This window comes from Paenibacillus sp. 7523-1, assembly GCF_002276415.1.
Classification (GTDB): domain Bacteria; phylum Bacillota; class Bacilli; order Paenibacillales; family Paenibacillaceae; genus Paenibacillus; species Paenibacillus illinoisensis_A.
On the sequence record NZ_NPBR01000010.1, the window covers coordinates 527,547 to 552,266 of the forward strand.

Annotated in this window: 21 protein-coding genes and 1 pseudogene; 4 read left to right on the plus strand and 18 right to left on the minus strand. The window is 48.2% G+C overall.

Annotation, left to right across the window (positions count from 1 at the left end; all coding sequences use genetic code 11):
* Window positions 1–28: 28 nt before the first annotated feature.
* The 5 genes from CHH60_RS14435 to CHH60_RS14455 form a co-directional block, all read right to left on the minus strand.
* Complete coding sequence (locus tag CHH60_RS14435; RefSeq protein WP_095359773.1) at window positions 29–769, minus strand: NAD-dependent protein deacylase; 741 nt, start codon at window positions 767–769, stop codon at window positions 29–31.
* Window positions 770–799: 30 nt separating this feature from the next.
* Window positions 800–1,576, minus strand: a complete 777-nt coding sequence (locus CHH60_RS14440) for an HAD family hydrolase (protein ID WP_095359774.1) — start codon at window positions 1,574–1,576, stop codon at window positions 800–802.
* 27 nt (window positions 1,577–1,603) lie between these two features.
* Window positions 1,604–2,368, minus strand: coding sequence for an alpha/beta fold hydrolase (locus CHH60_RS14445; protein ID WP_095359775.1), 765 nt, complete (start codon window positions 2,366–2,368; stop codon window positions 1,604–1,606).
* Window positions 2,369–2,457: 89 nt separating this feature from the next.
* Window positions 2,458–3,123, minus strand: coding sequence for a bifunctional 2-keto-4-hydroxyglutarate aldolase/2-keto-3-deoxy-6-phosphogluconate aldolase (locus CHH60_RS14450; protein WP_095359776.1), 666 nt, complete (start codon window positions 3,121–3,123; stop codon window positions 2,458–2,460).
* Window positions 3,124–3,210: 87 nt separating this feature from the next.
* A complete protein-coding gene (locus CHH60_RS14455) occupies window positions 3,211–4,176 on the minus strand; it encodes a sugar kinase (protein WP_095359777.1) in 966 nt (321 codons plus the stop codon).
* A 222-nt stretch (window positions 4,177–4,398) separates the two neighbouring features.
* Between CHH60_RS14455 and CHH60_RS14460 the strand changes: the two genes are divergently transcribed.
* The 3 genes and pseudogenes from CHH60_RS14460 to ilvD all read left to right on the plus strand — a co-directional run bounded on the left by CHH60_RS14460 (window position 4,399) and on the right by ilvD (window position 7,809).
* Window positions 4,399–5,439: an acyltransferase family protein gene (locus CHH60_RS14460; protein ID WP_095359778.1), complete on the plus strand. Its 1,041-nt coding sequence runs from the start codon at window positions 4,399–4,401 to the stop codon at window positions 5,437–5,439.
* A gap of 121 nt (window positions 5,440–5,560) precedes the next feature.
* A pseudogene (locus CHH60_RS14465) lies at window positions 5,561–5,803 on the plus strand (KGG domain-containing protein); the annotation flags it as partial.
* Window positions 5,804–6,123: 320 nt separating this feature from the next.
* Entirely contained in the window at window positions 6,124–7,809 is a 1,686-nt protein-coding gene (ilvD, locus tag CHH60_RS14470) for a dihydroxy-acid dehydratase (RefSeq protein WP_095289529.1), read from the plus strand.
* Window positions 7,810–7,954: 145 nt separating this feature from the next.
* On the opposite strand, the gene CHH60_RS14475 is transcribed toward ilvD, so the two are convergent.
* Entirely contained in the window at window positions 7,955–9,379 is a 1,425-nt protein-coding gene (locus CHH60_RS14475) for a polysaccharide deacetylase family protein (RefSeq protein ID WP_095359780.1), read from the minus strand.
* Window positions 9,380–9,550: 171 nt separating this feature from the next.
* Between CHH60_RS14475 and CHH60_RS14480 the strand changes: the two genes are divergently transcribed.
* Window positions 9,551–10,747, plus strand: coding sequence for an AI-2E family transporter (locus tag CHH60_RS14480; protein WP_095359781.1), 1,197 nt, complete (start codon window positions 9,551–9,553; stop codon window positions 10,745–10,747).
* Here the strand turns inward: CHH60_RS14480 and CHH60_RS14485 are convergent.
* The 12 genes from CHH60_RS14485 to CHH60_RS14540 form a co-directional block, all read right to left on the minus strand.
* Window positions 10,726–12,534: a peptidoglycan D,D-transpeptidase FtsI family protein gene (locus CHH60_RS14485; RefSeq protein WP_255247931.1), complete on the minus strand. Its 1,809-nt coding sequence runs from the start codon at window positions 12,532–12,534 to the stop codon at window positions 10,726–10,728. The two genes, CHH60_RS14480 and CHH60_RS14485, sit on opposite strands and share 22 nt — an antisense overlap.
* Before the next feature lie 133 nt (window positions 12,535–12,667).
* Window positions 12,668–14,908 (minus strand): methyl-accepting chemotaxis protein, encoded by a 2,241-nt coding sequence (locus CHH60_RS14490; RefSeq protein WP_255247932.1) that lies wholly within the window; start codon window positions 14,906–14,908, stop codon window positions 12,668–12,670.
* 230 nt (window positions 14,909–15,138) lie between these two features.
* A complete protein-coding gene (locus tag CHH60_RS14495) occupies window positions 15,139–16,467 on the minus strand; it encodes a peptidase U32 family protein (protein ID WP_095359782.1) in 1,329 nt (442 codons plus the stop codon).
* Window positions 16,468–16,484: 17 nt separating this feature from the next.
* Window positions 16,485–17,414, minus strand: a complete 930-nt coding sequence (locus tag CHH60_RS14500; RefSeq protein WP_095359783.1) for a peptidase U32 family protein — start codon at window positions 17,412–17,414, stop codon at window positions 16,485–16,487.
* Between the two features lie 15 nt (window positions 17,415–17,429).
* The gene (gene mltG / locus CHH60_RS14505) at window positions 17,430–18,470 is read right to left on the minus strand and encodes an endolytic transglycosylase MltG (RefSeq protein WP_255247933.1); all 1,041 of its coding nucleotides are present in this window, start codon (window positions 18,468–18,470) and stop codon (window positions 17,430–17,432) included.
* A gap of 75 nt (window positions 18,471–18,545) precedes the next feature.
* Complete coding sequence (locus tag CHH60_RS14510; RefSeq protein WP_095289524.1) at window positions 18,546–18,860, minus strand: DUF1292 domain-containing protein; 315 nt, start codon at window positions 18,858–18,860, stop codon at window positions 18,546–18,548.
* Window positions 18,861–19,160: a DUF1292 domain-containing protein gene (locus CHH60_RS14515; RefSeq protein ID WP_095289523.1), complete on the minus strand. Its 300-nt coding sequence runs from the start codon at window positions 19,158–19,160 to the stop codon at window positions 18,861–18,863.
* Window positions 19,161–19,172: 12 nt separating this feature from the next.
* Window positions 19,173–19,589: a Holliday junction resolvase RuvX gene (gene ruvX / locus CHH60_RS14520; protein WP_095289522.1), complete on the minus strand. Its 417-nt coding sequence runs from the start codon at window positions 19,587–19,589 to the stop codon at window positions 19,173–19,175.
* Window positions 19,590–19,715: 126 nt separating this feature from the next.
* Complete coding sequence (locus CHH60_RS14525) at window positions 19,716–19,976, minus strand: IreB family regulatory phosphoprotein (protein ID WP_024633073.1); 261 nt, start codon at window positions 19,974–19,976, stop codon at window positions 19,716–19,718.
* 132 nt (window positions 19,977–20,108) lie between these two features.
* Window positions 20,109–22,727, minus strand: coding sequence for an alanine--tRNA ligase (gene alaS / locus CHH60_RS14530; protein WP_095359784.1), 2,619 nt, complete (start codon window positions 22,725–22,727; stop codon window positions 20,109–20,111).
* A 433-nt stretch (window positions 22,728–23,160) separates the two neighbouring features.
* Complete coding sequence (locus CHH60_RS14535) at window positions 23,161–24,228, minus strand: AI-2E family transporter (RefSeq protein ID WP_095359785.1); 1,068 nt, start codon at window positions 24,226–24,228, stop codon at window positions 23,161–23,163.
* A 275-nt stretch (window positions 24,229–24,503) separates the two neighbouring features.
* Window positions 24,504–24,713: a hypothetical protein gene (locus CHH60_RS14540; RefSeq protein WP_095289519.1), complete on the minus strand. Its 210-nt coding sequence runs from the start codon at window positions 24,711–24,713 to the stop codon at window positions 24,504–24,506.
* Between the last annotated feature and the right edge of the window lie 7 nt (window positions 24,714–24,720).

The window sequence follows — 24,720 nt, forward strand, 5'->3', positions numbered from 1 at the left end:
GATAAGGCGGTTATTTCAGACAAACCGTTTAACCAAGAAGCTGGTCCACCTTAATCATTACCTCGCCAATCGGGTCAGTAATCAGCAAATCTGCCTGCCGGTCATATGCCGTTGGCGTGGCATTCAGTAAGACGGTGTGTTTTCCCCGAAAATACGTAATTAGCTGTGCAGCAGGATGGACGGTCAGTGAGGTACCGCCGACCAGCAGCAGATCAGCAGAAGAGATTGCGTCCACAGACTGGTATAGCGTGTTCTGGTCCAATTCCTCTTCATAGAGCACAACGTCAGGCTTAATGACCCCATGACAAGCTGCACAGCGGGGAACCGCATCCTTCGACCGAATGATGTCATCCAGCGGGTAGAAACGCCCGCAATCCATGCAGGCATTCCGATGAACGGACCCATGCAATTCGAGTACGTTGGTGCTGCCTGCTTTTTGATGCAACCCGTCGATATTCTGGGTAATGACCGCCTTCAGCTGACCTTCCTGCTCCAAACGTGCAAGGAGCCGGTGACAACCGTTGGGTTCGGCATCGGGATGAAGCATTTTGCCCCGATAGAAATCATAGAAAATATCGGCATGCTGATCGAAAAAGTGACGACTTAGCAGTTCCTCCGGCGGATACGGAGAATGCTGCTCTGTCTGATATAGGCCCGCGGCAGAGCGGAAGTCGGGAATCCCGCTTTCGGTCGACGTTCCTGCCCCTCCGAAAAAAACAATATTGGAACTTTCCTGAATCCAGGAAGCCAGCTGTTCTACCCCGTTCATCCTCTCTCCTCCTTAGCGGAATAATCCCGTTCAGGCACCATCCGGACTCACCCGGATTTCGTGATAATCCCCAATAACGACATCCGCATCCTGTAAATGTACTGCTTCCTTCCCAAGGGGACAAAAACCAATGACATGCGGAACTCCTGCGTTCAGTCCCATTTGCATATCCCCGTTGCTATCCCCTATAACGATGGCCTGGTTAGGATGAATATGTAATTCATGACATGCCAGCTTGGCTGTTTCGCCATTCGGCTTGCCTAAGGTAACGCGATCACAGCCTACGATCGACGTAAAGAAAGACCGTATCCCCATCCATTCCAGATGCTCTTCGGCTGCTGACGTGCTGTCCGAGGTTACCACCGCCACCTTGATCGAAGCTGCTTGGCAGCTCTGCAAAAAAGAAACCAGTCCAGGCATAGGCTCAGCCTGCCGTTTGGAACGCACTTCCTGCATGGCTGAATTGGAGAGCTCACGGACTGTTGTGATCGCATCATTCCAAGCCATGCCTGCCGCATACAACTGTCCGGCCAGGAGCCCGGTACTCTCATCTACAGTAGCGATGGCCAGCGGACCCTGCCTGTCATAATCAACAATGTGTCCTTCGCTATCGTGGACTGTACCGAGTACCCTGCCTCTTTCCACCGTGAAACCAGTCCCCATGCCTGATAACACGGCTTCCAATTGATTTAGTAAGGAATCGGCCCACGGCCCCCATAATTGCAAAAATTCAAGCAGTGTCCCATCCTTATCGAACAAAATACCCTGGCAGGGAAGCTGCAGCCCCTTTACTTGAAGTATAGCCATAACCTTGCCCCCCTCCTGGCAGATGTATTATTGGACACCTTCGAGCCATTCGGTAACCGCCTTTACCGTTTGAGACAACTGCTCTTCGCCCGTAATTTCAGGTTCTCCGTCACCACTCTGGTGCCCGTAGTCACCGAACTGCGAGTGGTTCCCTCCTTCAATGGTGTAGTACACCGTGTCTTCCGGCAGATAGGCGCGGCCGTTTTGGTATTTGGTCGCATTAACGACTTCGTCATTGGTACCCAATATGGATAGCGCCTGAATCCCCAATGACTTCACGCTGCCTTTTTGATCCGGATAGGACGCCAGGAAAAAGATACCGTGAAGCGCGCCCGGATGGGATGCTGCATAACGCGCAGCCATGGATCCACCCAATGAGTGTCCACCCATGACGAATGATTCGTCCGGATAAGCATTACGAATATCATCTGCCAGATTTTGTTTCAGTACTGCCAGATTGACCGGCATTTTGGCAATGATGGTATGGTGTCCGGCTTCAGCCAACTCGTGAGCCAGAGGAGCGTAGCTTTCCGGCTTCACCAAACCACCCGGATAGAAAATAACACTAATCCCTTCAGGTTTGTCTGGCATAAAATCAATCCAGTTTTCCTGTTCACTCACCGTAACCTGATCCGCTGTTTCCATAGCCTTCTGGGCCATTTCCTGCGGTCCGTACGGGGTAAATAGCTTCCAGGCAACAAACCCGCAGCCAATGATAATGAGCGCCAGAAGTACGAGCAGAAATTTTCCGATGCCCCTCTTCTTGCGCCCTGTATTATACCGGTTCCTCAACTTCAATCACCTTTCTTCACTTACCGCAGGTGCTGCGGCTTTTTGGGAAAGGAGCAAGGCTGAACCTGCTCACATTCCCCGCCTTGCCTCTATTCCGCTTTCGCCTTACGGTAAGCATCCATATATTGTTCCGCCTTGCGGCGAACATGACTTAAATCCCCTGTTTTCATTGCTTCGGAAGTCAGGTCGGACCCGATCCCCACAGCTACGGCTCCTCCCTTGATCCAATCGCCCAGATTGGACAAGGATACCCCGCCGGTCGGCATAAAATTCGCTTGAGGCATAGGCCCCTTCATCGTCTTGATAATGGATGGATCATACAGATTGCCTGGGAACAGCTTCACGATGTCCACACCAAGCTCAAGCGCACGTTGAACATCGGCAATGGTCATCACGCCAGGCAGGATCGGAATTCGATAGAGATTGCAGATCTGTACGGTATCCGGATTCAGAGATGGTCCGACAACAAACTCAGCACCTGACATGATTGCAGCTCTTGCTGTCTGGGGCTCAAGCACTGTACCTGCGCCTATTATGGCGAACTTTTCGGGATCCTGTGTGTTCCAATGGTAGACACGGCTCAGTTTCTCGATGGCTTTGAGTGCACTCGGAACCGTCATCGTTATCTCAATCACTTTGATTCCACCGGCAATGGCTTGCTCGGCCATGGCAATGACCTGATCGGCAGAGTCGGCCCGAAGCACGGCGACTACCCCGTTATCCGTTATTTTTTGCAGCAGCTGAAGCTTCTTCATTTCATTCTCTCCCTTATCAATGTGGTTGTTTATTACAAGCCTTACAATTGAAGAACGAAGATGAGACTTACATGATATCAGCAGCGACTAGCGCTCAACATGGGTTACGTTGTTCAGCTTGGCCTCGACTTGATCCCACGTCGGAAGCGCCTCCCAATCACCTACCGCCTGTATGACCATGGAGCCAGTTAAGTTCCCGAGCCGGGTAGCTTCCTGCGGAGAGTATCCCTTAAGCAGGCCTGATAGGAAACCTGCACAAAATCCATCTCCCGCGCCAACCGTATCCAGCACATGATCCGCCTTGAAGTACGGAACTTCCGTTAGGGCACCATTCACCAATACATAGGTCAAATCCGGTCCGCCTTTTACGATGGAGACGGCATTCAGAGCTGACAAACGCTCGAATATCTTCTGCTCATCCTGTTCGTTATACAAAAGCTTCATCTCGTCCAGGCCTGGCAAAAAGTAGTCAGCCTGCTCTGCCAGACGAAGCAAAACCGGACGAGCCTGCTCTGCTGACCAGAGTTTAAGACGCAGATTCGGATCAAAACTTACTTTTACACCAGCCTGTTTGGCTATATGTATGGCAGCTTCTACCGTAGACAAACCCGAAGAGCTTATAGCGGCAGTAATACCTGTAACGTGCAAAATCGCAGCCCCGGCAATATAGTCCGGATCAAGATCATCCGGAGTCATGGCACTCGCAGCGGATAGTTTCCTATAATAATGTACAGAGGATTTCCCGGAAGCGTTCTCACGAATCATCAGACCTGTCGGCTCCGCGTCACTCAAGCGTGCTCTGGATACATCTACACCTTCACCACGAATCGCTTTTAAGATCATGTTGCCGATGGGATCCTGACCCAAGCGCCCAAACCAACCACTTGTATGGCCCAGACGGGACACACCGATGGCCAGATTGCTCTCTGCGCCGCCAAACGACTTGTCCAATGAAGCCGCGTATTCAAGACCTCTTGTATCCTTGGCTGTCAGCAAACCCATACTTTCACCGAATGTAACAATTTCAGGACTATGGCGGGTATTCGTTGACATCGTTTCTTAGCCTCCTTATATTTACAATTCCTCATCTTCTTTTCCCATTGTCATCCTCTATGCAACCGTTGTCAATCCCGCCCGTTCATTTTGTTGTCACAGCTCTGGGAAAGGATAGCGCTTTCTATTGTGAATTATATCACAATGATTACTTCATATCCGTATTACCCTTATGAAAGATACAGATGGCCTCGAGCGTGAGGTCAACAGGAGGGTTACAACATGAACAAACGTACTGGAATCCGTGGTGATCAGGAATCATTTTTTTATAACTTGCGCTTTATGCTTATTGTCTGTGTACTCGTTGGAAATGCTCTTGAACCACTCATTACACGCTTTGCGGGAGCAGAGGCTCTGTTCCTATGGATATATACATTTCATATGCCGTTATTCGTATGGGTTACCGGATATTTTGCCAGACATGCACCTCAGGGTGCATCCGGACGCAAAGTGCTTAAACAAATTGCGCTTCAGTACGTTCTGTTTCAATCGTTATATGCTCTAATGGATGTTACGGTGTTCCACACCCCGCACATGAAACTGTCCTTTTTTGCTCCTTATCTGTTGCTGTGGTTTCTGGCCAGCCACTTCTGCTGGAGGCTTCTGCTCAGAGCTACCTTATCATGGAAGCCGATCCATCGGCTTATCGCCTCCATTCTGCTGGGAGTAGTGGCGGGTTACTTGCCTGTGGACGGATTTTGGCTCAGCTTCAGCCGAACGTTTGTGTTCCTCCCTTTCTTCATGATCGGTTATGACTATGGAGCGTCCATTCGTTCTTATGTGCAAACAGGCTGGGGACGTCATGCCGCCGCAATATTATCTGCTGGTCTTTTGATATGGATAGGTTTGGGAGGACTCGAGATCTCCATAGGTTGGTTAATGGGCAGCATGACTTATGCTGAACTCGGTCACCATGAATGGTATGCCGGAATCTATCGTCTTGCAATTTATGCCCTCGAAATGATCTCGGGAGCTTTATTTCTGGCCTGGGTGCCTTCCCTTACATCCAGACTGACCGATATGGGACGGCGTACACTGTATGTATTTCTCCTGCACGGATTTCTCGTTCGCCTTATGATCTGGTCAGGCGTTTATAATTATATCGAAAGCGGATTATATATTCCCGTGATCGTTGCCATTGCCGTAATGTTTGCTGTACTATTGGCCCAGCCCGCAGTACGTCATGCCTTTCGGCCCGTAATCGAACCGGATATCTCCCGGTTTTCCCTGCATCGCCGTGAAATATTCAAACGTTCTGCGTGAATGCTCATCTGCTCCTTATTCATTACCTTCTGTCGTAACGGCTTGTTTCAGGCTGGAAGCAACGTGGTAAGTAGGGATACGCGCTACAAAAAACAACTTATCCCTTAAGGAGTGATTTGTAATGGCACGTTCACAGACAGCTGGAAAAAAGATGAGTCGCGAGGAAGCAGGCCGATTGGGTGGCAGAGCCACCTCCAAAAATCATGACCGCAGCTTCTACCAAATGATAGGCAAAAAAGGTGGAGAAGCGACCTCCGATGCTCATGATTCCGATTTTTACAAGGAAATTGGCCGCAAAGGTGGCGAAGCAACCTCCGAAACGCATACCAAAGAATTCTATCGTGAGATCGGACGCAAAGGCGGAAGCAACTAGCCTATTGCACCGAATCTTACCCGAATAATAACGAAACGTTATATTGCTGTTAAGAAAGCCGAACTCCATGGAAATGAGAGACGGCTTCTTTCTATTGATTGTAGAAATATGACGACGGTTGTGATAGACTCTATAAAAAACCGGGTTGTTCACGGGTTTAAAGCAGCAAAGAACTTCATAAACTACGGGAAGCTCGAAGCCGACCACGTCGGTTATTTTTTAGAGTACGGATGAAATTAAACGACAGATGTACTGCCATTTATATTTCCATTCATGTTGCTCAATATTATATATTTGGGGGGAAATACACCATGTCAGCCAATAAGATGCGTTCCGATATGATCAAAAAAGGTTTTGACCGTGCACCACACCGGAGTCTGCTCCGCGCAGCGGGCGTTAAAGAAGAGGACTTCGGCAAGCCGTTTATCGCTGTATGTAACTCTTACATTGATATCGTGCCGGGCCACGTTCACCTGCAGGAATTTGGTAAAATCGTAAAGGATGCTATTCGTGAAGCGGGCGGCGTTCCATTCGAATTCAACACCATCGGAGTAGATGACGGAATTGCCATGGGACACATTGGTATGCGTTACTCACTGCCAAGCCGTGATATTATCGCGGATTCCGTGGAAACGGTTGTATCAGCACACTGGTTCGACGGCATGGTCTGTATCCCGAACTGTGATAAAATCACGCCAGGCATGATGATGGGTGCACTCCGCTGCAATATCCCAACTGTATTTGTAAGTGGTGGCCCAATGAAAGCAGGTCGTGACAGCAATGGTAAGGCCCTGTCCCTGACTTCCGTATTTGAAGGCGTAGGTGCATTCCAGGCTGGTAAAATCGACGATAAGAGCTTGCTCGAGCTTGAACAGTTCGGTTGCCCAACTTGTGGTTCTTGCTCCGGTATGTTCACAGCAAACTCGATGAACTGTCTGGCTGAAGCGATGGGACTGGCTATGCCAGGTAACGGTACCATTTTGGCTGTAGCTCCTGAGCGTCGTGAGTTTGTTAAACAATCCGCGAAACAATTGATGGAACTCATCAAATTGGATCTGAAACCACGCGATATCGTTACGGTTGAAGCGATCGACAACGCCTTCGCACTGGATATGGCTATGGGTGGTTCAACCAACACTGTACTGCACACTTTGGCTCTCGCTCATGAAGCAGGCATCGATTATCCAATCGAGCGCATCAATGAAGTGGCTAACCGTGTACCTCACCTGGCGAAGCTTGCACCTGCATCCGACCTGCATATCGAAGATGTACACAATGCCGGCGGCGTAAGTGCAGTTTTGAACGAATTGCTGAAGAAACCAGGTGCGATCCACGCTGATTGTATTACCGTAACAGGTAAAACGATCCGTGAGAACGTAGAGGGACAAGAGATTCAGGATACGAATGTCATCCACAAGCTGGATAACCCGCATTCCGAAAGAGGTGGCCTTGCCGTATTGTTTGGTAACCTTGCACCGGAAGGCGCGATTATCAAAGTCGGTGCGGTTGATGCTTCGGTTGGCGGTTACCACAAAGGACCTGCAATCTGCTTCGATTCACAAGAAGAAGCACTTGAAGGCATCGCGAACGGCAAAGTAAAAGAAGGACACGTTGTCGTTATCCGATACGAAGGACCAAAAGGCGGACCAGGTATGCCTGAGATGCTCGCTCCAACCTCCCAGATCGTAGGTATGGGACTTGGTGCCAAAGTCGGTCTGATCACAGACGGACGTTTCTCTGGTGCATCCCGCGGTATCAGTATCGGCCACATCTCTCCGGAAGCAGCAGAAGGCGGTCCAATCGCTTTTGTTGAAGAAGGAGATATCATTGAGCTGGATCTGAACAACCGCATCATCGAGCTGCACATCAGCGATGAAGAGTTTGAACGTCGCCGCGCAGGTTGGAAAGGCTTCGAGCCGAAAGTAAAAACAGGCTTGCTGGCTCGCTATTCCAAACTCGTTACCAATGCAAGTAACGGCGGGGTTTTGAAAATTTAATCCCCTGCAATTTTTCATTTGTTTTGCTATCTGAAGCAAAATACAAAATAAAAAGGGTTGCTCCTCTGCCAGTAATGGCAAGGGAGCAACCCTTTTTGCATTGGTTTACATGCAATCGAATTAGATATGAATAATACCCCGTTTATTAAACGGTTGGTGTGTTGTTCAGCTCAGCACCAGCCAGTACATCCGCTTCAGTCTCCACCAGATCTGTTTGCATCTGTTCCGTCGTTGCAGCTACAAGGGCATGTTGTCCGTAACGCTCCATTAATACACCCAGCGGCATGGCAATCATTTTCGGGACCAATTGTTCGGATCGCTGTTTCAGACGCTTGGTTCCTGAAGGATGAATTACGCTGAGCAATAGACTGAGATACACCTTGGAAGCCGAACTGAAAGGCCCAGGCGGCAGATCCTTAACGGTGAATCCGAATTTCTCAGGTCCCCGATTAATCATACTTACACCGTACACTGCTTTGGCAGAACGGAGTTCCGGTTCCGATGCAATCTGCCGAGCCAGATCGGGAAGCTGCTGTTCCATGGCCCGAATCATACGAATGGCCAGATGCATACTTGAGCGCGAGGTTATCCCGAGCTCAAATAATTTTTTATTATCAAAATGAAGTTCAATAACCGGGTCGCCGTTTCGGATGACTTGCCCCTCGCTCATTTCAACCAACGCACCGTGGTATACACGGGATCGATAATGAAGCATCGGGTCTTCCGGCGAAGCCGTCCGCAGATGGTACACCCAGTGGAACAACTTCTCCCAGCCAAGCCATAAAGCAACCACAATTCGTTTCCATGGGGATAATACGGTCTGAGCTGGACTCGTTTTTTGAGATTCACTCACTGTAATGCCTCCTCCCATCAAGGTATCGATGCGTACACTTTGCAATCCCTGCCGCTCGGCCTCTTGCAGTACCACTTCCAAGGCCTGAAGCATCTGTTCAGGTGCATGTGCGTCAGCCCCGATCGTGGTACCCCGGTCATGCAGCAGCATGACTTCTCCGCCTCTGAGCTCTTTCAACATGCGTTCTGTCAGTTTCTTCGCTCCGACACGACTTCTCCAATCCTCGAACATGGAAGACCACAGGACAATCTGGCGATCCTTTCTACTGAAAAAATCAAACAGGTTCATGATCCCCCAAGGCGGACGGTAAAAACAGGTTCTTACCCCCGTGACTTCCTCAATAATCTGGCCTGTTCGCTGTATCTGATTTTTAACCGTACGCGGCCGCATTAACCAGTTTGTTTTGTGGATGTAGTTATGGATTCCGATCAGATGTCCTTGCTCATGAATGTGCTGGATAAGCTCCGGGTGACTTGCCGCATGCTCCCCAACCACAAAAAAAGTCGCCTTGGCATCGTATTGCTTCAGCAATCGGAGCAACCTTGGCGTATATACCGGATCGGGACCATCATCGAATGTTAACGCAAACTGTGTATCGCTTTTACCACGCCTGAACACGCGCAACCCAAAGAGTCTGCTGATCAAACTTGGAATAAAGGCGTAAAAAGATGAAATGTACAATGCCCATAAAAATAGGCTCTGAAGTAAATTTGTCATGCTCTGATTCCCCACTTCTCTTGCTGAATGACTGCTCCCATCCATGTACTATGGAAAATAAATCGCCTTTAATTTTATCACAATTTAAACTTTTCTTGAATCCTGTTTTCCAAAAAACAAGTCAATCGTGTACAATAAATGGAATGAATGACGGATGAAGGAGCCCTGCCCATGTTACCCCTTTATAGAAAATATGGACGTACTGTTTTTGACATCGCTTTACTTGTGTTAACTGTATATTTAGTCATGTATGGCTTTAGCCGATTGTATCAATTGGCTGCACCTGTGTTTCTTTCATTTATCGTATACTGGATGATTGAACCACTGGCCCGTTTTTTGCATCGCCGAGGACTGCCCAAAACACTGGGAGCGGCGATATCCGTTTTGCTTTTTCTTGCACTGATTGTTGCTGCCTTTTTTGGCGTGGGTCTGATTATTATCTCTCAAATATCCAATCTGCAGGATAACTTCCCGCGATACGTAGAGCTGCTGCAGAGTGAGTTCACCAATCTCGCCTACTTTCTTCAGGACAAGTGGAACGCACTTCCTCCTGGTATTATTGAGAAGATAAACGATTATTTTGCAACACTTACCGGTTTCCTGTCCAACTGGGTGACCAGTGGCGCACAATTCATTATTGGATTTCTCAGTTCATTTTCATCATTTATCACAAACTTTGGGATTGCAATCATTCTTGCCTTCTTTCTCAGTATCGAGATTGAATCCTGGCGCAAGTTTGCCCGTGCCAAGACACCGAAAACATTGAAGCTCGCTATGGCTTTTATGCGCAACCATGTCTTCAAAACCATTCGTTCGTACTTGAAGGCACAGATGATCATGATGCTAATCACCTTTGTATTGATCTATGTTGGACTGCTCATTCTTGGAACCAATAATGCCTTTACGATCGCTGCAGTCTGTGCGGTATTCGATCTCGTGCCTCTTCTTGGGGTTCCGGTTATATTTATCCCATGGATTGTCTATCTCTTCATCATAGGGAACAGCAGCTTGGCCATTGGTCTAGTCGTCGTTCTCGTGATTACTATGCTGACACGCCAGCTGCTTGAACCGAAAATATCCGGCAACTCGATTGGAGTGTCTTCCGCATACCTGATGCTTTCATTTATGCTGATCTCACTCTCCATATTCGGCCTTGCCGGAGTTGTACTATCACCAGTGCTGCTGATCCTGTTAAAAGAGTTGTTGCAGCAAGGCTATTTACAGCGATGGATACATCTGCCCAAGGATGAATTCGATTCTTCTCCTTTAGTCATGGATACGCCTGTGGGTGAAGCCGCGGGCGTGAACACGGAATCATCTACCGAAGCTTCAACACAGACTGCAGATCAGGAAGATTCGGCCAAGTAATCCATCACACGGCGAAAGATATCTGTAGCCTGGTGGTGGCCGCCTGGTGTTACATTCTGGACCAAAACGGCTACTGCATATCGAGGCTTCTCTACCGGGCCATACCCGATAAACCATTGATGATTACGTTTCCGTCCTTTCTGCTCCACCTGGGCGGTACCCGACTTCCCTGCAACGTGCCACCGTGCATGCTGCAGGGTTTTTCCGGTTCCATCCGTTACAACCTTACGCATCCATCTCAGAAGCTGATGAGAGGTTGCGGGAGAGATATGACCGGCTACCGAAGGCGAGTGCTGCGGGGGCATTTCAAGCATCACATCACCATCAGCATATCGGATACGCTGAACAAGCCGCGGCGCATGAACACGCCCATCATGAAGCAGGGTCACAATGAGATTCGCCGCCTGTAACGGGGATACGCGGGTATCTCGCTGACCAATGGCTGTCTGTACCCGGGCTCCTTCATCCTCAGATGAGACTGTTGTTGTACGTACCCGCCCAGCATCTTCGTGATCAAAATGACGCAGCACCGGCATTCCTGCCACATCCTTCTTCTCCCAGCCGATCGTCCGTGCCAAGCCCAAAGCATCGGCAGTTCGCTCCAACTGCTCCATACTGAGGCGGCGGGCTGTTTCGGCAAAAACAATATTACAGGACTCAGCGAAGCCCTGCTCCAGCTTCAGATCACCATGTCCATGTTCTTTCCAGCAGGATAACCCATACTTTCCCCATTCTCCGCCACAATGAAAGGTTTCTTTGGTTGAAACAGCTTGTGATTCCAGAGCTGCTGCTGCCGTAACCATTTTGAATATCGATCCGGGGACAGCACTCTGCACAGCCCGATTCGCCCAGGAGGAGTTGGCCGGATCCACATGCAGCGGATCATAAAATGGAACTGAGACCATTCCACGTACATCTGCATTTGCCGTATCCAATACAACGATCGCCCCCTCTTCCATACCCGCTTCCTCTGCAATCTGTTCTACTCCTTGCTGTATGTCTGAATCGACTGTGGTCTCTACCTTTAAAGGATAGTGACTATTTCTCGGGGCAATTACCCTTGGTTCGTATTCGGGAATAACCTCTCCTGTGCCAGTAACCATTCGAGTCAGCAAGGTTGGTCCCATGCCTATCAATAGGGGATCAAGCGTCCTTTCCAGTCCAGCTGCACCCGACTTCAGCGCAAAAGGTTGTTTCACTTCAACTGTATGTTGATCTCTCACGCTCAGAACTTCAGGTTGTTCAGCCAGGTAACCTAACCATTGCCTTCCTGTACGACCCTTGTCATAACGTGACATCACGGGGTATACGCTGGCTCCATCTCCTTCGAATTCCTGAAGTTTCGATAGTTGGGCCTTGTCCAATACCATCGGTTGATGCGTGCCTGCTGTCCAGAAATGAGGGGTGTCTCCCTGCTCCCACTCTTTAATGAGGTGTGTTGTATCCGTATGTAGTATGGCTGCCAGCCGCTTCAATCTGACGTTTGTCGTATTCATCACGGATTGGACATGCCTATGTCCAGAGTGCGGAAAAAGCACAACTCCCCACTGCAGGCTTCCTGTCAGTGATTTTCCCTTACGGTCTGTGATTTGTCCTCGGCCTGAATCAAGCATAACGCCCCGTTCACGCTGTAAAACAGACATCTCACGAACCGTTCGCTGGAATCCCGGCATGACTCGATTTACCTGAACCATCTGAATCCACCCGAGACGAAGAATAAGGATTGCAAAAATAACGGTCAGGAAGACACAACCAATATAAATTCTTCTTTTTAGTTGTACATGCATGCTTCCTTATCCCTCTTCTCCCTTTTTCTGAATAGTATGCTTCTTCGCATCTGGAATTATCCGGAAAACAACAACAAACCTGCTCCAGAAAACGGAACAGGTTTGTTGAAGATTTCACGCTTTTTGTAATTGGTTACACCGTAAAGCGTGACAGCGTATTCTTCAGTTCAGTGGATACATTCTCCAGCTTGTCGGACAAGTTCACCAACTGGTTGCTGATATTCTGCTGCTCGCTGCTCAAGGAAGCCACTTCTTCAGAGGTTGCAGAGGATTCCTCGGCAACTGCGCTTACATTACTCATCGCCTCAGACAATGTACCTTGAGACTTGCTCAGATCCCCGATGGAGTCCGTTACCATACCCAGCTTCTCTACAAATGCTCCCATCTGCTCTTGAACCGAAGCAAAGATCACATTGGTATCTTTAACGGCATCCATTTGCTCCCGGAATAAAGGATTGACATTGGACAATGCGGCTACCGTCTCGTTCATCTCATGCATGATTTTATCGGTAATCTCGCCCACCATGTCAATGGACTGTCTGGATTGCTCGGCGAGTTGACGAACCTCACCAGCAACAACCATGAATCCGCGTCCGGCTGCACCAGCACGTGCCGCTTCAATGGTGGCATTCAGTGACAGAATATTCGTCTGTTTCGTAATATTCTGGAGCACATCCAGAACTTTCAGAACGGAAGATGTACTCTCTTTCAGGGAGTCCACCTTGTTCACCAGAGCACCGATCATCTCTTCGGTCTTCTGTGTCTTCGTCATTAACTGATTCAAGTGCTGCGTTCCTGTCTCACTGGACTGCTCGACATGACGGGCGGATTGCCCCATTTCCTCGTTCGCGGCAACAACGCTCTGCATCTGACGTGAGATATTATCAGTCAATTCATTGCCACGCTCGGCTTCCGTAGCCAGGCTGCTGGCACCACCTGCAATCTCTTCCGTTGCCACTGCAATCTCCGATGCAGAAATAGCTGTCTTCTTGGATGCATTGCTTAGCTCGGAAGCGGTATCCAGCACCTCTTGTGCGGAACGATTCGTTTGCTCAACCAGCTTCGTGATCTGTTCCATCATCAGATTGAAGGCGGCTGACAATTGACCAATCTCATCTTTGGAGGTAAATGGTGTACGTACCTTCAGATTTCCTTTGGCACCTTCCTGCATGAGGTCTTTCAATCTGCCCAGCGGACGGGCAATCATGCGTACCATCCATACCCCAATCAATACTGCAATTGCTGCATCAACCAATGCCATCCACAACGTCAGTGTCAAAATGCCTTTAGCATCCTTAACCAGCATGGAAGTAGGTACCATTCCAATCAACTTCCAATCTGACGTTTCCATCGTGCTGTAAACTACAAGCATATCGGTTGATTTCCCATCAACCGCATACTCTGCATTGGTACTGCCTGTCTTTTCAGTCAAATCACCATAAAAAGCGAGTTCTGTCTCCTTACCTGTGCGGTCAGCAATCGTTGAGGCAACCACTTTTTTATCCGGAGCAATGAGCTGAATTACAGCTCCCTCTCCCAGATTAAGCGATTTCAACTGTTCCTCCAAAACTTCCAGTTTCAACTCAATGACCAAGACATAGGACTGATTCGTCCCCTGCAGGTTTTTCATGGACCGGGCAATTCGGAACGTTGGTGCACTTCCGTCTTCTTTAATTTCTGTTGGAAGCCAGCGATATCCGCCGGACTGTACAATTTCGTTATACCAAGCTTCGCTGCGAATATTACCCATGGAAGAGCTGCTGCTGCCCGTTCCCATGGTGGACTTGTTTTCATCCGTTGGTACCAAATAAATCGCTTCCATAGATTTATTTGTAAAAGCAACATTGGATAGCTGTTTATTGATGGAGCTTGAATTGATGAACATATCATACGCTGTCAGGTCCTTATTAGACATGTTTTGCAACAAGGATTGCATTTCCGGATCAAAGAAGATCTGGGTTGATGTATCCACAAAACGCTCCAGAATGATATCCATTTTTTCTTTGGTTTGATCAATTGTTTCCTGGTTTGCCCGGGAGGCATTTTCCTCAATGGTGTTTTTGGCTTTCGAGTAGGATAATAGACCCAAACTAATAACAAAAATCATAATCCCCGCAAAAAAGATTAAGAATAGTTTGACCCCTACCGATTTAACCGGATTAGCCTTCCTGACCTGAGTTAACGTTGTCCCTCCCATCTTATTCCACTGGATCTTTTTCCAATCCAGCTTAAATGGCTTCTTGTTCGATGGTTTTTCCGTCTTGCTTTTGAAGAAGCTCAATTTCTTAAACTTCTGCTCTCTCGGTTTTTTTTCCTTCACTGGTTTCTTCACCTTTTCCCCACTGTCCTTCTGCTTCTTTTGAACCAATCCCATTCACCTGCCATTTTGCTAGTTGTTTTTCTTTCTCTCCCCTATAAATATGTAATATTCGACAGTTTTCCCCTTTCCCCTTTTGTTTTTAAAAAAATATTTTGCAACTTTTTTCCTATTTTCCTATAAAAAAAAGCCCCCCATATACCGATATACGGAGGGCTAAATCGTTAGATTCATAACAACATATTGTTAATTCATAACACAATTTTGTTATTGATAGGCCATTTAACCTATTTCTTTTTTCTCATCATATCAAAATAAGATACAGGCTGGTCTACCTTCATTTTGATCAACTGCAATGGGTGTCGTGCTGCATCCAATACATTGCCTTCTTCATCCTGAATTTCACTTACAACCTGTTTGAAAAAGGTGCCGTTTGGACCGAAAAATTCGATCTCTTGTCCAGGCTTGAAATGATTCCGCTGCTGAATGGTGGCCATTCCTGTAGCTGCATCGTAGTCCATAACCAATCCGGCGAAATCATAAGGTACAGCTTTTTCTTCCGGCTCGTAGATGTGATCCTCATGGTCCGGTGTATCGTAGAAAAATCCGGTGTTTAACGGACGGTTGGCAGCCTTATTCATCTCTTCGACCCATTCCGGCTTCAACACATAGTTTTCCGGATCAGCCATGTAAGCATCGATCGCTTGACGATATACGTTCACGACAGTAGCCACATAGTGGATCGACTTCATGCGACCTTCAATTTTGAAGCTATCCACGCCCACATCAATCAATTCGGGAATATGGCCGATCATGCACAGATCTTTCGATCCCATGGAGAACGAATTATCCTGTTCCTGGAACAGGGGCAGCTGGTTCTCACCCAGCTTGAAAGGTGCCGGAGCCTGCATCTGCATTTCTTCCTCGCTTACCCATACCGCGTCTTCTCTGGCATCCTCAAACAAATCATACTTCCAGCGGCAGGATTGGCAGCAGCCCCCACGGTTGGAATCCCGATCTGTAAAGTGATTGGAGAGTACACAGCGTCCGGAATAGGAGGAACACATTGCTCCATGAATGAAGGCTTCAATCTCGATATCGACATTCGCCTTAATCTCTTCGATCTCCTCGAAGCTGGTTTCGCGCCCCAGAACCACACGCGGAAGCCCCTCGTCTTTCCAAAACTTCACGGCTTGCCAGTTCAGTGTGGACTGCTGTGTACTTAGGTGCACCTCAAGGCCGGGTACTGCACGCTGAGCGACTTCAATAATCGCTGGGTCCGCCACGATCACGGCCGCGATACCCGCATTGTACAAGTTTCGCAAATATGCCTCAATGCCCTCAATGTCTTCATTGTGTGCATAGATATTGGTAGCCACAAATACTTTGGCGCCGTATTTACTCGCAAATTCCACACCTTCACGCATTTCTTCAAAGCTGAAGTTGTCCGCATTGGAACGAAGTCCATAGGCCTGTCCGCCAATATACACAGCGTCAGCGCCGTAATGAATCGCAAATTTGAGCTTTTCCAGATTACCCGCCGGAGCAAGAAGCTCCGGTTTATCCAGACGGTTACGTTTACCCGAGAACTTCCGCTGTACCGCCACTGTTTCCATTTCGTTCACCTCGTCTATTAATACACCTGTTCTTTGTAGAAAAAGCCAAATGACAGCTCCCGTTCAGGATCCTGCAATTGGCGGACCTCATCCAGCCACTCATCCGAAAAAGCATATGCATCCGCATCTGCTGCATAACAATCAATAGCCTTCCGGTATGCCCGGACAACAGCCTCATTATAAACTAGCGGTTTGAGAATACCTTCAATCTTGAAGCTATGAACACCTGCCTCCATCAACAGATGTAGATCCTCCAAAATGCAAATATCTTCAGAGCTCATAATGTGCGTACCATTGACATCTTCATAAATCGGGAATTTCTCATCCCGGCGTTCTGCCTCAATCAGAAATAACCCGCGTTCTTTACCAAGGTGCCCCTCTACCGGGCGCCCCTGATGAGCCATATAGCTTTGAACCAGACTGCGTTTGGAATGATAAATATTCGTCATGCCATGCACCTGGACCTGAGCTTCAACTTTTAGAAAAGGAACCATCTCCGTCAGCTCATCCATATTCAGCTCCCTGGCGAGTACAACACGACTGGCACCTTTATTGCCCCAATAGTTGGCGGTTGCATAGTTCGTTGAAGTCATCTCCGCATTCCAGTGCAGCTGAATATGGGGAGCATACTCCTTAATCGCAGCCAGCACGGATGGATCGTTAAATTCTACGGCATGAACCCCAATGCTGCCCAGAGCCTGAACATACTCAGGGAGCTCCTTCAGCAGCTCGTTGGACATCAAGTTATTCATGGATACATAGACACGAGCCTGATGTTTGGCAGCCAGGGAAACCACTTCTGCTGTCTCTTCCACAGTGAAACTGCCAGGTAAACGCATGCCGAAGCGATCATCCCCAATTAATAAAGCATCTGCTCCGGCCTGTAGCAGTACTTCTGCTTCATTTACATTTGCTGCCGTAACCAGCAGTTCATGTTTCTTACTCATATACATCCCCTCCGCTTATTGCGCAGCCTTACTTTTGGCTATATTTTGCTGATGTTCCTTATACGTTTTGGCAAACAGGTGCCCGGATGAACCATCCTTCTTCGTAACATAGAACAGGTAGTCTGAATCTTCCGGTGCCAGAGCAGCCTCAATGGATTCCAAACTCGGGCTTGCAATCGGCCCTGGCGGCAGTCCCTTGTTGAGATACGAATTGTATGGACTCTTCACCTTCAAGTCTTTGAACAACAATCGTGCCTTGGGCTTGTCCAGCAAATATTGAACGGTCGCATCAATCTCCAGCTTCATGTCCTGCTTGATCCGGTTATCAATAACGCCTGCAACCAGCGCACGTTCCTCATCCACCACAACTTCTCGCTCTACAAGGGAAGCGATCGTAAGCAGCTCATGCAAAGAGAGATTTCGTGCTTTCAGTTTGGATTCCAGATCCGGTATGGTATTGATTTTGGTCTGAAATTCTTCAAGCATTCGCTGCATGACGTCATGGGTGGAGCTGCCCTTTTTGAGCTCATAGGTTTCAGGGAACAAGTATCCCTCCAAGACGTAACGAAGTTCTTCGTCCACAGGAATGTCCTTAATGATATCGACATCGAAGGAAGACGGATCATTCGCCAGCTTGATGAATTCCTCACGATCTACAACACCTTCTGCAGACAATTTATCCGCCATTTGCAGCACGGTATATCCTTCAGGAATCGTAAATTTCATCATTTCTTCGGGTACCACTTCACCGCTGTTCAGCTTGCTAATGATCTCATCGTATGACACGCCAGGATTCATCGAATATGTACCTGCCATAAAACTCGATCCTTGTTTCTTCCATTTCAAGTATCCCTTAAAGGCTAAACCGCTTCGAATCAGCCCCTCTTGTTCCAGCTGATCGGCAATTTGGGATGTCCCTGATCCGCTTTTGATCTCGAATACGACTGGATCTGCCGAAGTTGCAACGGGACGCATCATGTTCCAGACCGCAGCACCCGCTCCTCCAGCTGCAATCACAATGATCAGCAGAACGACTAGTATGACTTTCCCTTTCAAAAAAGACGCAACTCCTTTACACAACCAAAAAGAGCGGACTTCTCCGCCCTTCCGGTTTCTTCGATTTGAAGCTGGTTAATCTTCGTCAATAGGGAGGGTACACTCGTCGTACAATTCCGAGATGTTCTCCCATTCATCGTCATCATCAATCGTAACTAACTCCGGCATGATCTGGTCTTCGCTTCCCGGCAATACCCGCAGAAGTTCAACCTCGTCATAAGGACGCAATGAACTGCGGAGTACCGCGTACTGTTGACCATGCACTTCAAACTCAGCCAACAAATCATACGGTTGCGATTTACCGTTCTCTTCCTCGAGCTCAACATGAGCACCGAATGCCAGACGCAGTGAATCTGTCCATTTCAGGTCTTTGCGGCTATATTCCGTCATTTAGTTCGCTTCCTCTTCATCTTCAGCTAAAAATGTATTAAACGTCTCCTCGACAATATCCCATTCGGCATCATCTTGGATGACGAAAAGTTTAATATCGTCGCCATCTTCTTCGTAACGGAATGCATATACATCCGTTTCGCCATCTTCAGGTTCAACCGGAGCAACCATCATATACTTGGCCTCCGACCCATCCACTTCAAACTTCATGATGACTTCGAATTCTTCTTCATTGCCCTCGTCATCCGCGATGTAAATAATCTCCGATTCTTCTTCCATACCCAGTCGATCTTCAGCCATTGTTGATCCCCCTCACCTTTTACTGTTCGCATCCAAATAATTTTGCAAAATCAAGCTTGCGGCCATTTTGTCCACAACCTGCTTGCGTTTTTTCCGACTGACATCCGCTTCAATCAGCGTTCGTTCTGCTGCCATGGTTGTCAGCCGTTCATCCCAAAGGTGAACAGGTAAATTCAGTTCGCCCCGCAGGCGTTCGGCAAAAGCAATGCAAATTTCACCACGCGGCCCTACGGTGCCGTTCATGTTTTTGGGGAGCCCGACAACGATCTCGCTGATTTCGTGCTCACGCACAAGTTCAGCAATGCGACCGAACTCACCTTCATCCCGGCGGCGTTCAAGCACTTCTAATCCCTGGGCAGTCCAACCGAAGGCGTCACTAACGGCAACTCCGATTCTTCGGTCCCCATAGTCCAAACCTAATATTTTCATCCATGCTCTCCCATCCTCAAGCCCGTGCGGGAAGATAAGTTTCTTCCCTCCTCAAGCTTCAGGCTGTCTTCTGTCGGTTCATTTCCCGCTGCATGCATGGCTGCATCACAGCGGAAGCGGTATACATTACCGGTGATTGGCCAGATAAGAGCGTACAAGCTCTTCAATCAGCTCGTCGCGCTCCTTCTTCCGGACCAGACTGCGTGCGTTGTTATGACGAGGAATGTATGCAGGGTCTCCCGAAATCAGATACCCGACAATCTGGTTGATTGGATTATACTCCTTATCCACCAGTGCATCATACACCGTAAGAAGAATCTCTTTCGAGGATGCTTCCTGCTCGTCAGCTTTCACATTAAATTTAACCGTCTTATCCATGGAGTCCATTGATGACACCTCGCTCCTGCATGAACATGGGGACCATGTCCTGCCGAATTGATTTCTGCTTATATAATAACATATTCTGACTGCCACGAGTAAACAAAGGAGAACGCAATTGTGTTTTTTGCTTGTCCGTTATTAACCAATGAGTGAAACGGCCAGTTTCAGCGCTTCATCCAGCTTGGACGCATCCTTGCCTCCGGCTTGTGCCATGTCTGGACGTCCGCCGCCGCCACCGCCGCATACTGCTGCAACTTCCTTGACGATTTTACCGGCATGAAGACCTTGCTTCACTTTCTCAGCAGGAACAGCAACCACGAAGTTCACTTTGCCATCTGCAGGAGCACCCAGAACGAGCACAGCATCAGGCAGTTTCACTTTCAATTCGTCGGCAACGGTACGCAGAGCATCCATGTTCGGCGCGTCCACGCGGGCTGCGAGTACTTGTGTATCTCCTACCTGTACCACTTGATCCGTCAACGAGCCTGCTTCCATGGCACTCAGCTTACTTTGCAGCGATTCTGTTTCTCTCGCAGCTTCTTTTAGCTGTTGGTTCAGACCTTCGATCCGTTTAGGCACATCTGCAACATTGGCTTTGAGCAGGGCTGCGGATTGCTTGAGCAGCTCCAATTGACTTTCAACGAAGAGGTACGCACCACGACCTGTTACAGCCTCGATCCGGCGTACACCGGAACCAATGCCGCTCTCGCTGACAAGTTTAAACATGCCAATCTCCGATGTATTGTTTACGTGACAGCCGCCACAAAGTTCCAAACTGTAGTCACCGATTTGTACGACACGTACAATATCTCCATATTTTTCACCGAACAATGCCATAGCGCCCATTTCTTTGGCTTCATCAATGGCCTTCAATTCAATGTTTACATTCAGGCGATTCCAGATCTGCTCATTCACCTGACGTTCAATCTCTGTCAATTCTTCCGGCGTAATGCTGCCGAAGTGAGAGAAGTCAAACCGCAGGCGCTGTGGCTCCACAAGGGAACCTGCCTGATTGACATGCGTTCCCAGCACATCCTTAAGCGCTTTATGCAGCAAATGGGTAGCTGTATGGTTTTTGATAATATCTCCGCGCTTGGACGCATCCACTTCCGCTTGAATCACATCACCTACACGCAATTCGCCCGACTCTACGGTTACCATGTGTACGTGCTGTCCTTGCGGAGCTTTGAACAGCCCTTGTACTTTGGCAGTAACGCCTGCTCCGCGCAGCAAGCCCTGATCGCTGACTTGTCCGCCGCTCTCTGCATAGAACGGAGTTTTGCCCAGGATCACCTGACAGGTTTGTCCCTCGCTTACTGAGTCGACAAGGGCATCGCCTGCAACGATGGCAACCACTTTTGCTTCCGTCAACAGGTCAGTATAACCAACAAACTCGCTTTTAACCTCCAGATCAGCAAGTGGTCCGCCTTGAACCTTCATGCTTTCGCTTTCCTGACGGCCTGCACGTGCACGATCACGTTGTTCTTGCATGGATGCATCGAAACCTTCACGATCAACAGTCAAGCCATGCTCTGCAGCATAATCTTCTGTAAGGTCAAACGGGAAGCCATATGTGTCATACAATTTGAATGCTTCCGGACCACTGATCACCGTACGACCTTCGGATTTGGCTGCAGCACTGATGTCTGCCAGAATCGCCAATCCGTCACTAAGTGTTTCGTGGAACCGTTCTTCTTCGGTTTTGATAACCTTGGCGATAAATTCTTGCTTGTCTACCACCTCTGGGTAGTATACGCCCATGACTTCACCGACTGTTGTTGTCAGTTCATAGAGGAATGGACGGTCCAATCCGAGAACCTTTCCGTAGCGTACAGCACGGCGCAGCAAGCGGCGGATAACGTATCCACGTCCTTCATTACTTGGCAGAACGCCATCGCCTACTGCAAAAGCAACGGTACGGATATGGTCAGCAATAACTTTCAGCGCTACATCAATTTCAACGCTGTCGTTGTATTTCACACCGGCAAGTGCCGCTGTTCTTTGAATCATCGGTTGGAACAGGTCTGTGTCAAAGTTGGAATCCACGTTCTGCAGAATGGACGCAAAACGTTCCAAACCAGCACCTGTATCAATGTTTTTGTTAGGAAGCGGTGTATAGCTGCCATCCTTGTTGTGATTGAACTGGGAGAATACCAGGTTCCATACTTCAAGATAACGCTCGTTTTCCCCGCCTGGGTACATTTCCGGATCGTTCATGTCATTGCCGTAGGCTTCACCGCGGTCATAAAATATTTCGGTACAAGGTCCGCATGGGCCTTCACCGATATCCCAGAAGTTCTCATCCAGTTTGATGATGCGTTCTGCCGGCAATCCCACTTTTTCGTTCCACAGTTTGAAAGCCTCTTCGTCTTCCGGATAAACCGTTACCGACAGACGCTCTGGATCGAATCCGATCCATTCCTTGCTCGTTAGGAATTCCCATGCCCAAGTAATGGTTTCTTCTTTGAAGTAATCTCCAATGGAGAAGTTACCCAGCATTTCGAAGAACGTATGGTGACGGCGTGTTTTGCCGACATTCTCGATATCGTTGGTACGAATACATTTTTGGGAGTTCGCAAGACGCGGATTCTCCGGTTTCTCACGTCCGTCAAAATACGGCTTAAGCGGCGCCATCCCCGCATTGATCCACAAAAGGGATGGATCGTTGTGAGGTACGAGCGATGCGCTTGGCTCGATTTTGTGACCTTTACTTGCAAAAAACTCTATCCATTTGGAACGGATTTCACTGGCTTTCATACGGATTGCCCCCAATTAATTATAATGGTCCGGTGCGATTTGCCCCGGTTGGTAAACATTGCTTTTGTAAAAACAAACACAAAAAACGCCCCTGAAATATCAGGGACGATGTTATCGCGGTACCACCCTGGTTATTGCTACCTGTCCCTTGTTACGGGTCAATCAGCAATCTCCTCGTTGATGCGAATAACGGTCGCGCCCGGCAGGGTTGTCCTGCACTCCGAAATCAGCTTTCCGCCGCTTCAACTTTCAAGACTCTTCCAGCCATCGGTCAGATCTGAATCTGATCCGAAGAAGTCTATTCTCTGAGGAAAGGAACCCCCGGCGTACTTCATTTCATCATCGATTTCATTTTTTTAAAACATGTGACTTCATTATATCGGTACGCCATGCGAGTGTCAATGTACCCCCAGGACACCTCACCCTTGGGCTCTTAATCCGTCCTTCGCTTGATGTAGTAGGCAAAAAAGTGCTGCACGATGACTTTCAAAACGGCAAAAACAGGCACCGCCAAAATAAGACCTACAATACCAGCCAGTTCTCCACCTACTAGCAGCGCAAAAATAATCGACAACGGATGCAGATGCAGTGTCCGCCCTACAACTTGCGGGGAGATGACGTTGCTCTCCAGTACCTGACATAACGTGTTTACGATGACCACCAGGAGGACCATTTTAACAGATACGGTTGAAGCCATGACTACAGCTGGCGCCGCACCCAGGAAAGGCCCTAGGTATGGCACAATATTAAATACGGCCACAATGCTTGCCAGCAGCAGCGCGTAAGGCATATCAATAATCACATAACCGATATAGGCGAAGATGCCAACAATCACACAGACGATGAACTGACCCCGAATATAATTACCGAGTGCCGTATCAATCTCCTTCATGACCGAAACGATGGCTTTGCGGCGAGATCGCGGCAGATATGCAACGATCGTGCGTTCGAACACTTCAAAGTCTTTTAACATATAGAAAATGAGAAACGGCACAATAAATACGTTAAACAGCACATTGATCGTGGCTCCGATATTGTCCATCAGCATCGTTATGCCTTGGGTAAGACGGTCTTCCATTTGGAAGAACCAGCTGTTCATGCCTGTGCGTACACTTGGTGGCAACAATTTATGATCCATGCTGTTCATTAGGCTCTGCGCGCGCATCGACAATTCAGGCATATGCTCGTTCAGTTCTTCAAGCTGTTCAATCAGTACCGGAATGACATTCATGAGTATGACGCCGATACAAGTGAGAAAAAAAGCATAGATCAGCAAAACAGCGATGGAGCGTGGCACCTTCCGTCCGCCCAACATACTTACAATGGGATTAAGCACATAGGAAATAATGAGGGCCACGATAAACGGTGCCAGAACGGTTTTCAGGAATCCGTATATATGAAGCAGCAAGGGTCTTAACAGCCATATAAAATATAGAATAATCAAGCCGAGCAGCAGCCAGATGGCATAACGGAACAGCTTGTTTTTGGTTAATTGCTCCACTTGCATCTCTCCCCTTTGGACTGGCTCTGAGAGTCAGTATATGTAGGAAAGGGAATATTTATTAACCCGGCACAGATGTGGAAAAGAAGAAAACGAAAAAGCGCCCCCTTCACTAAGGAAGGAGACGCATGTTGAGACCTGCCCCAGCATACATTAATGCAGGCTGGACAGACTGCTATGTAACTGTCATCTATACACATCTGTCGTCGCTTTGCGACATGGTCCGTGACGTTCATTGTCACAAAACCGCATATAGAGGAAGTTTCACTCGCATTTTAAGAAGATGCGTGCAAGTGCGGGAAGTCCTGTGGCAGCTCTTCCCCGAAGAATAGATCGTCAAGCGAGCTGAGCGTTCCATCTTCTTCAACTTGATATACAGACATTTTCTCACCGTTTACGTTCAGTTCAATAAAGCAACCCCAGCAATAGAACTGGTGGGAACCAATTTTCCCGATATCTTTGGAACTACAATTTGGACATTTCATATACATT

Bases quoted from the DNA above. Each gene is read 5' to 3' on its own strand.
- CHH60_RS14480 (WP_095359781.1), top strand. From the start codon at position 9,551: ATGTTACCCCTTTATAGAAAATATGGACGTACTGTTTTTGACATCGCT.
- CHH60_RS14515 (WP_095289523.1), bottom strand. From the start codon at position 19,160: ATGGCTGAAGATCGACTGGGTATGGAAGAAGAATCGGAGATTATTTAC.
- CHH60_RS14435 (WP_095359773.1), bottom strand. From the start codon at position 769: ATGAACGGGGTAGAACAGCTGGCTTCCTGGATTCAGGAAAGTTCCAAT.
- CHH60_RS14510 (WP_095289524.1), bottom strand. From the start codon at position 18,860: ATGACGGAATATAGCCGCAAAGACCTGAAATGGACAGATTCACTGCGT.
- CHH60_RS14455 (WP_095359777.1), bottom strand. From the start codon at position 4,176: ATGTCAACGAATACCCGCCATAGTCCTGAAATTGTTACATTCGGTGAA.
- CHH60_RS14525 (WP_024633073.1), bottom strand. From the start codon at position 19,976: ATGGACTCCATGGATAAGACGGTTAAATTTAATGTGAAAGCTGACGAG.
- CHH60_RS14540 (WP_095289519.1), bottom strand. From the start codon at position 24,713: ATGAAATGTCCAAATTGTAGTTCCAAAGATATCGGGAAAATTGGTTCC.
- CHH60_RS14440 (WP_095359774.1), bottom strand. From the start codon at position 1,576: ATGGCTATACTTCAAGTAAAGGGGCTGCAGCTTCCCTGCCAGGGTATT.
- CHH60_RS14450 (WP_095359776.1), bottom strand. From the start codon at position 3,123: ATGAAGAAGCTTCAGCTGCTGCAAAAAATAACGGATAACGGGGTAGTC.
- CHH60_RS14460 (WP_095359778.1), top strand. From the start codon at position 4,399: ATGAACAAACGTACTGGAATCCGTGGTGATCAGGAATCATTTTTTTAT.
- alaS (WP_095359784.1), bottom strand. From the start codon at position 22,727: ATGAAAGCCAGTGAAATCCGTTCCAAATGGATAGAGTTTTTTGCAAGT.
- ilvD (WP_095289529.1), top strand. From the start codon at position 6,124: ATGTCAGCCAATAAGATGCGTTCCGATATGATCAAAAAAGGTTTTGAC.
- ruvX (WP_095289522.1), bottom strand. From the start codon at position 19,589: ATGAAAATATTAGGTTTGGACTATGGGGACCGAAGAATCGGAGTTGCC.
- CHH60_RS14495 (WP_095359782.1), bottom strand. From the start codon at position 16,467: ATGGAAACAGTGGCGGTACAGCGGAAGTTCTCGGGTAAACGTAACCGT.
- CHH60_RS14490 (WP_255247932.1), bottom strand. From the start codon at position 14,908: ATGGGATTGGTTCAAAAGAAGCAGAAGGACAGTGGGGAAAAGGTGAAG.
- CHH60_RS14485 (WP_255247931.1), bottom strand. From the start codon at position 12,534: ATGCATGTACAACTAAAAAGAAGAATTTATATTGGTTGTGTCTTCCTG.
- CHH60_RS14500 (WP_095359783.1), bottom strand. From the start codon at position 17,414: ATGAGTAAGAAACATGAACTGCTGGTTACGGCAGCAAATGTAAATGAA.
- CHH60_RS14475 (WP_095359780.1), bottom strand. From the start codon at position 9,379: ATGACAAATTTACTTCAGAGCCTATTTTTATGGGCATTGTACATTTCA.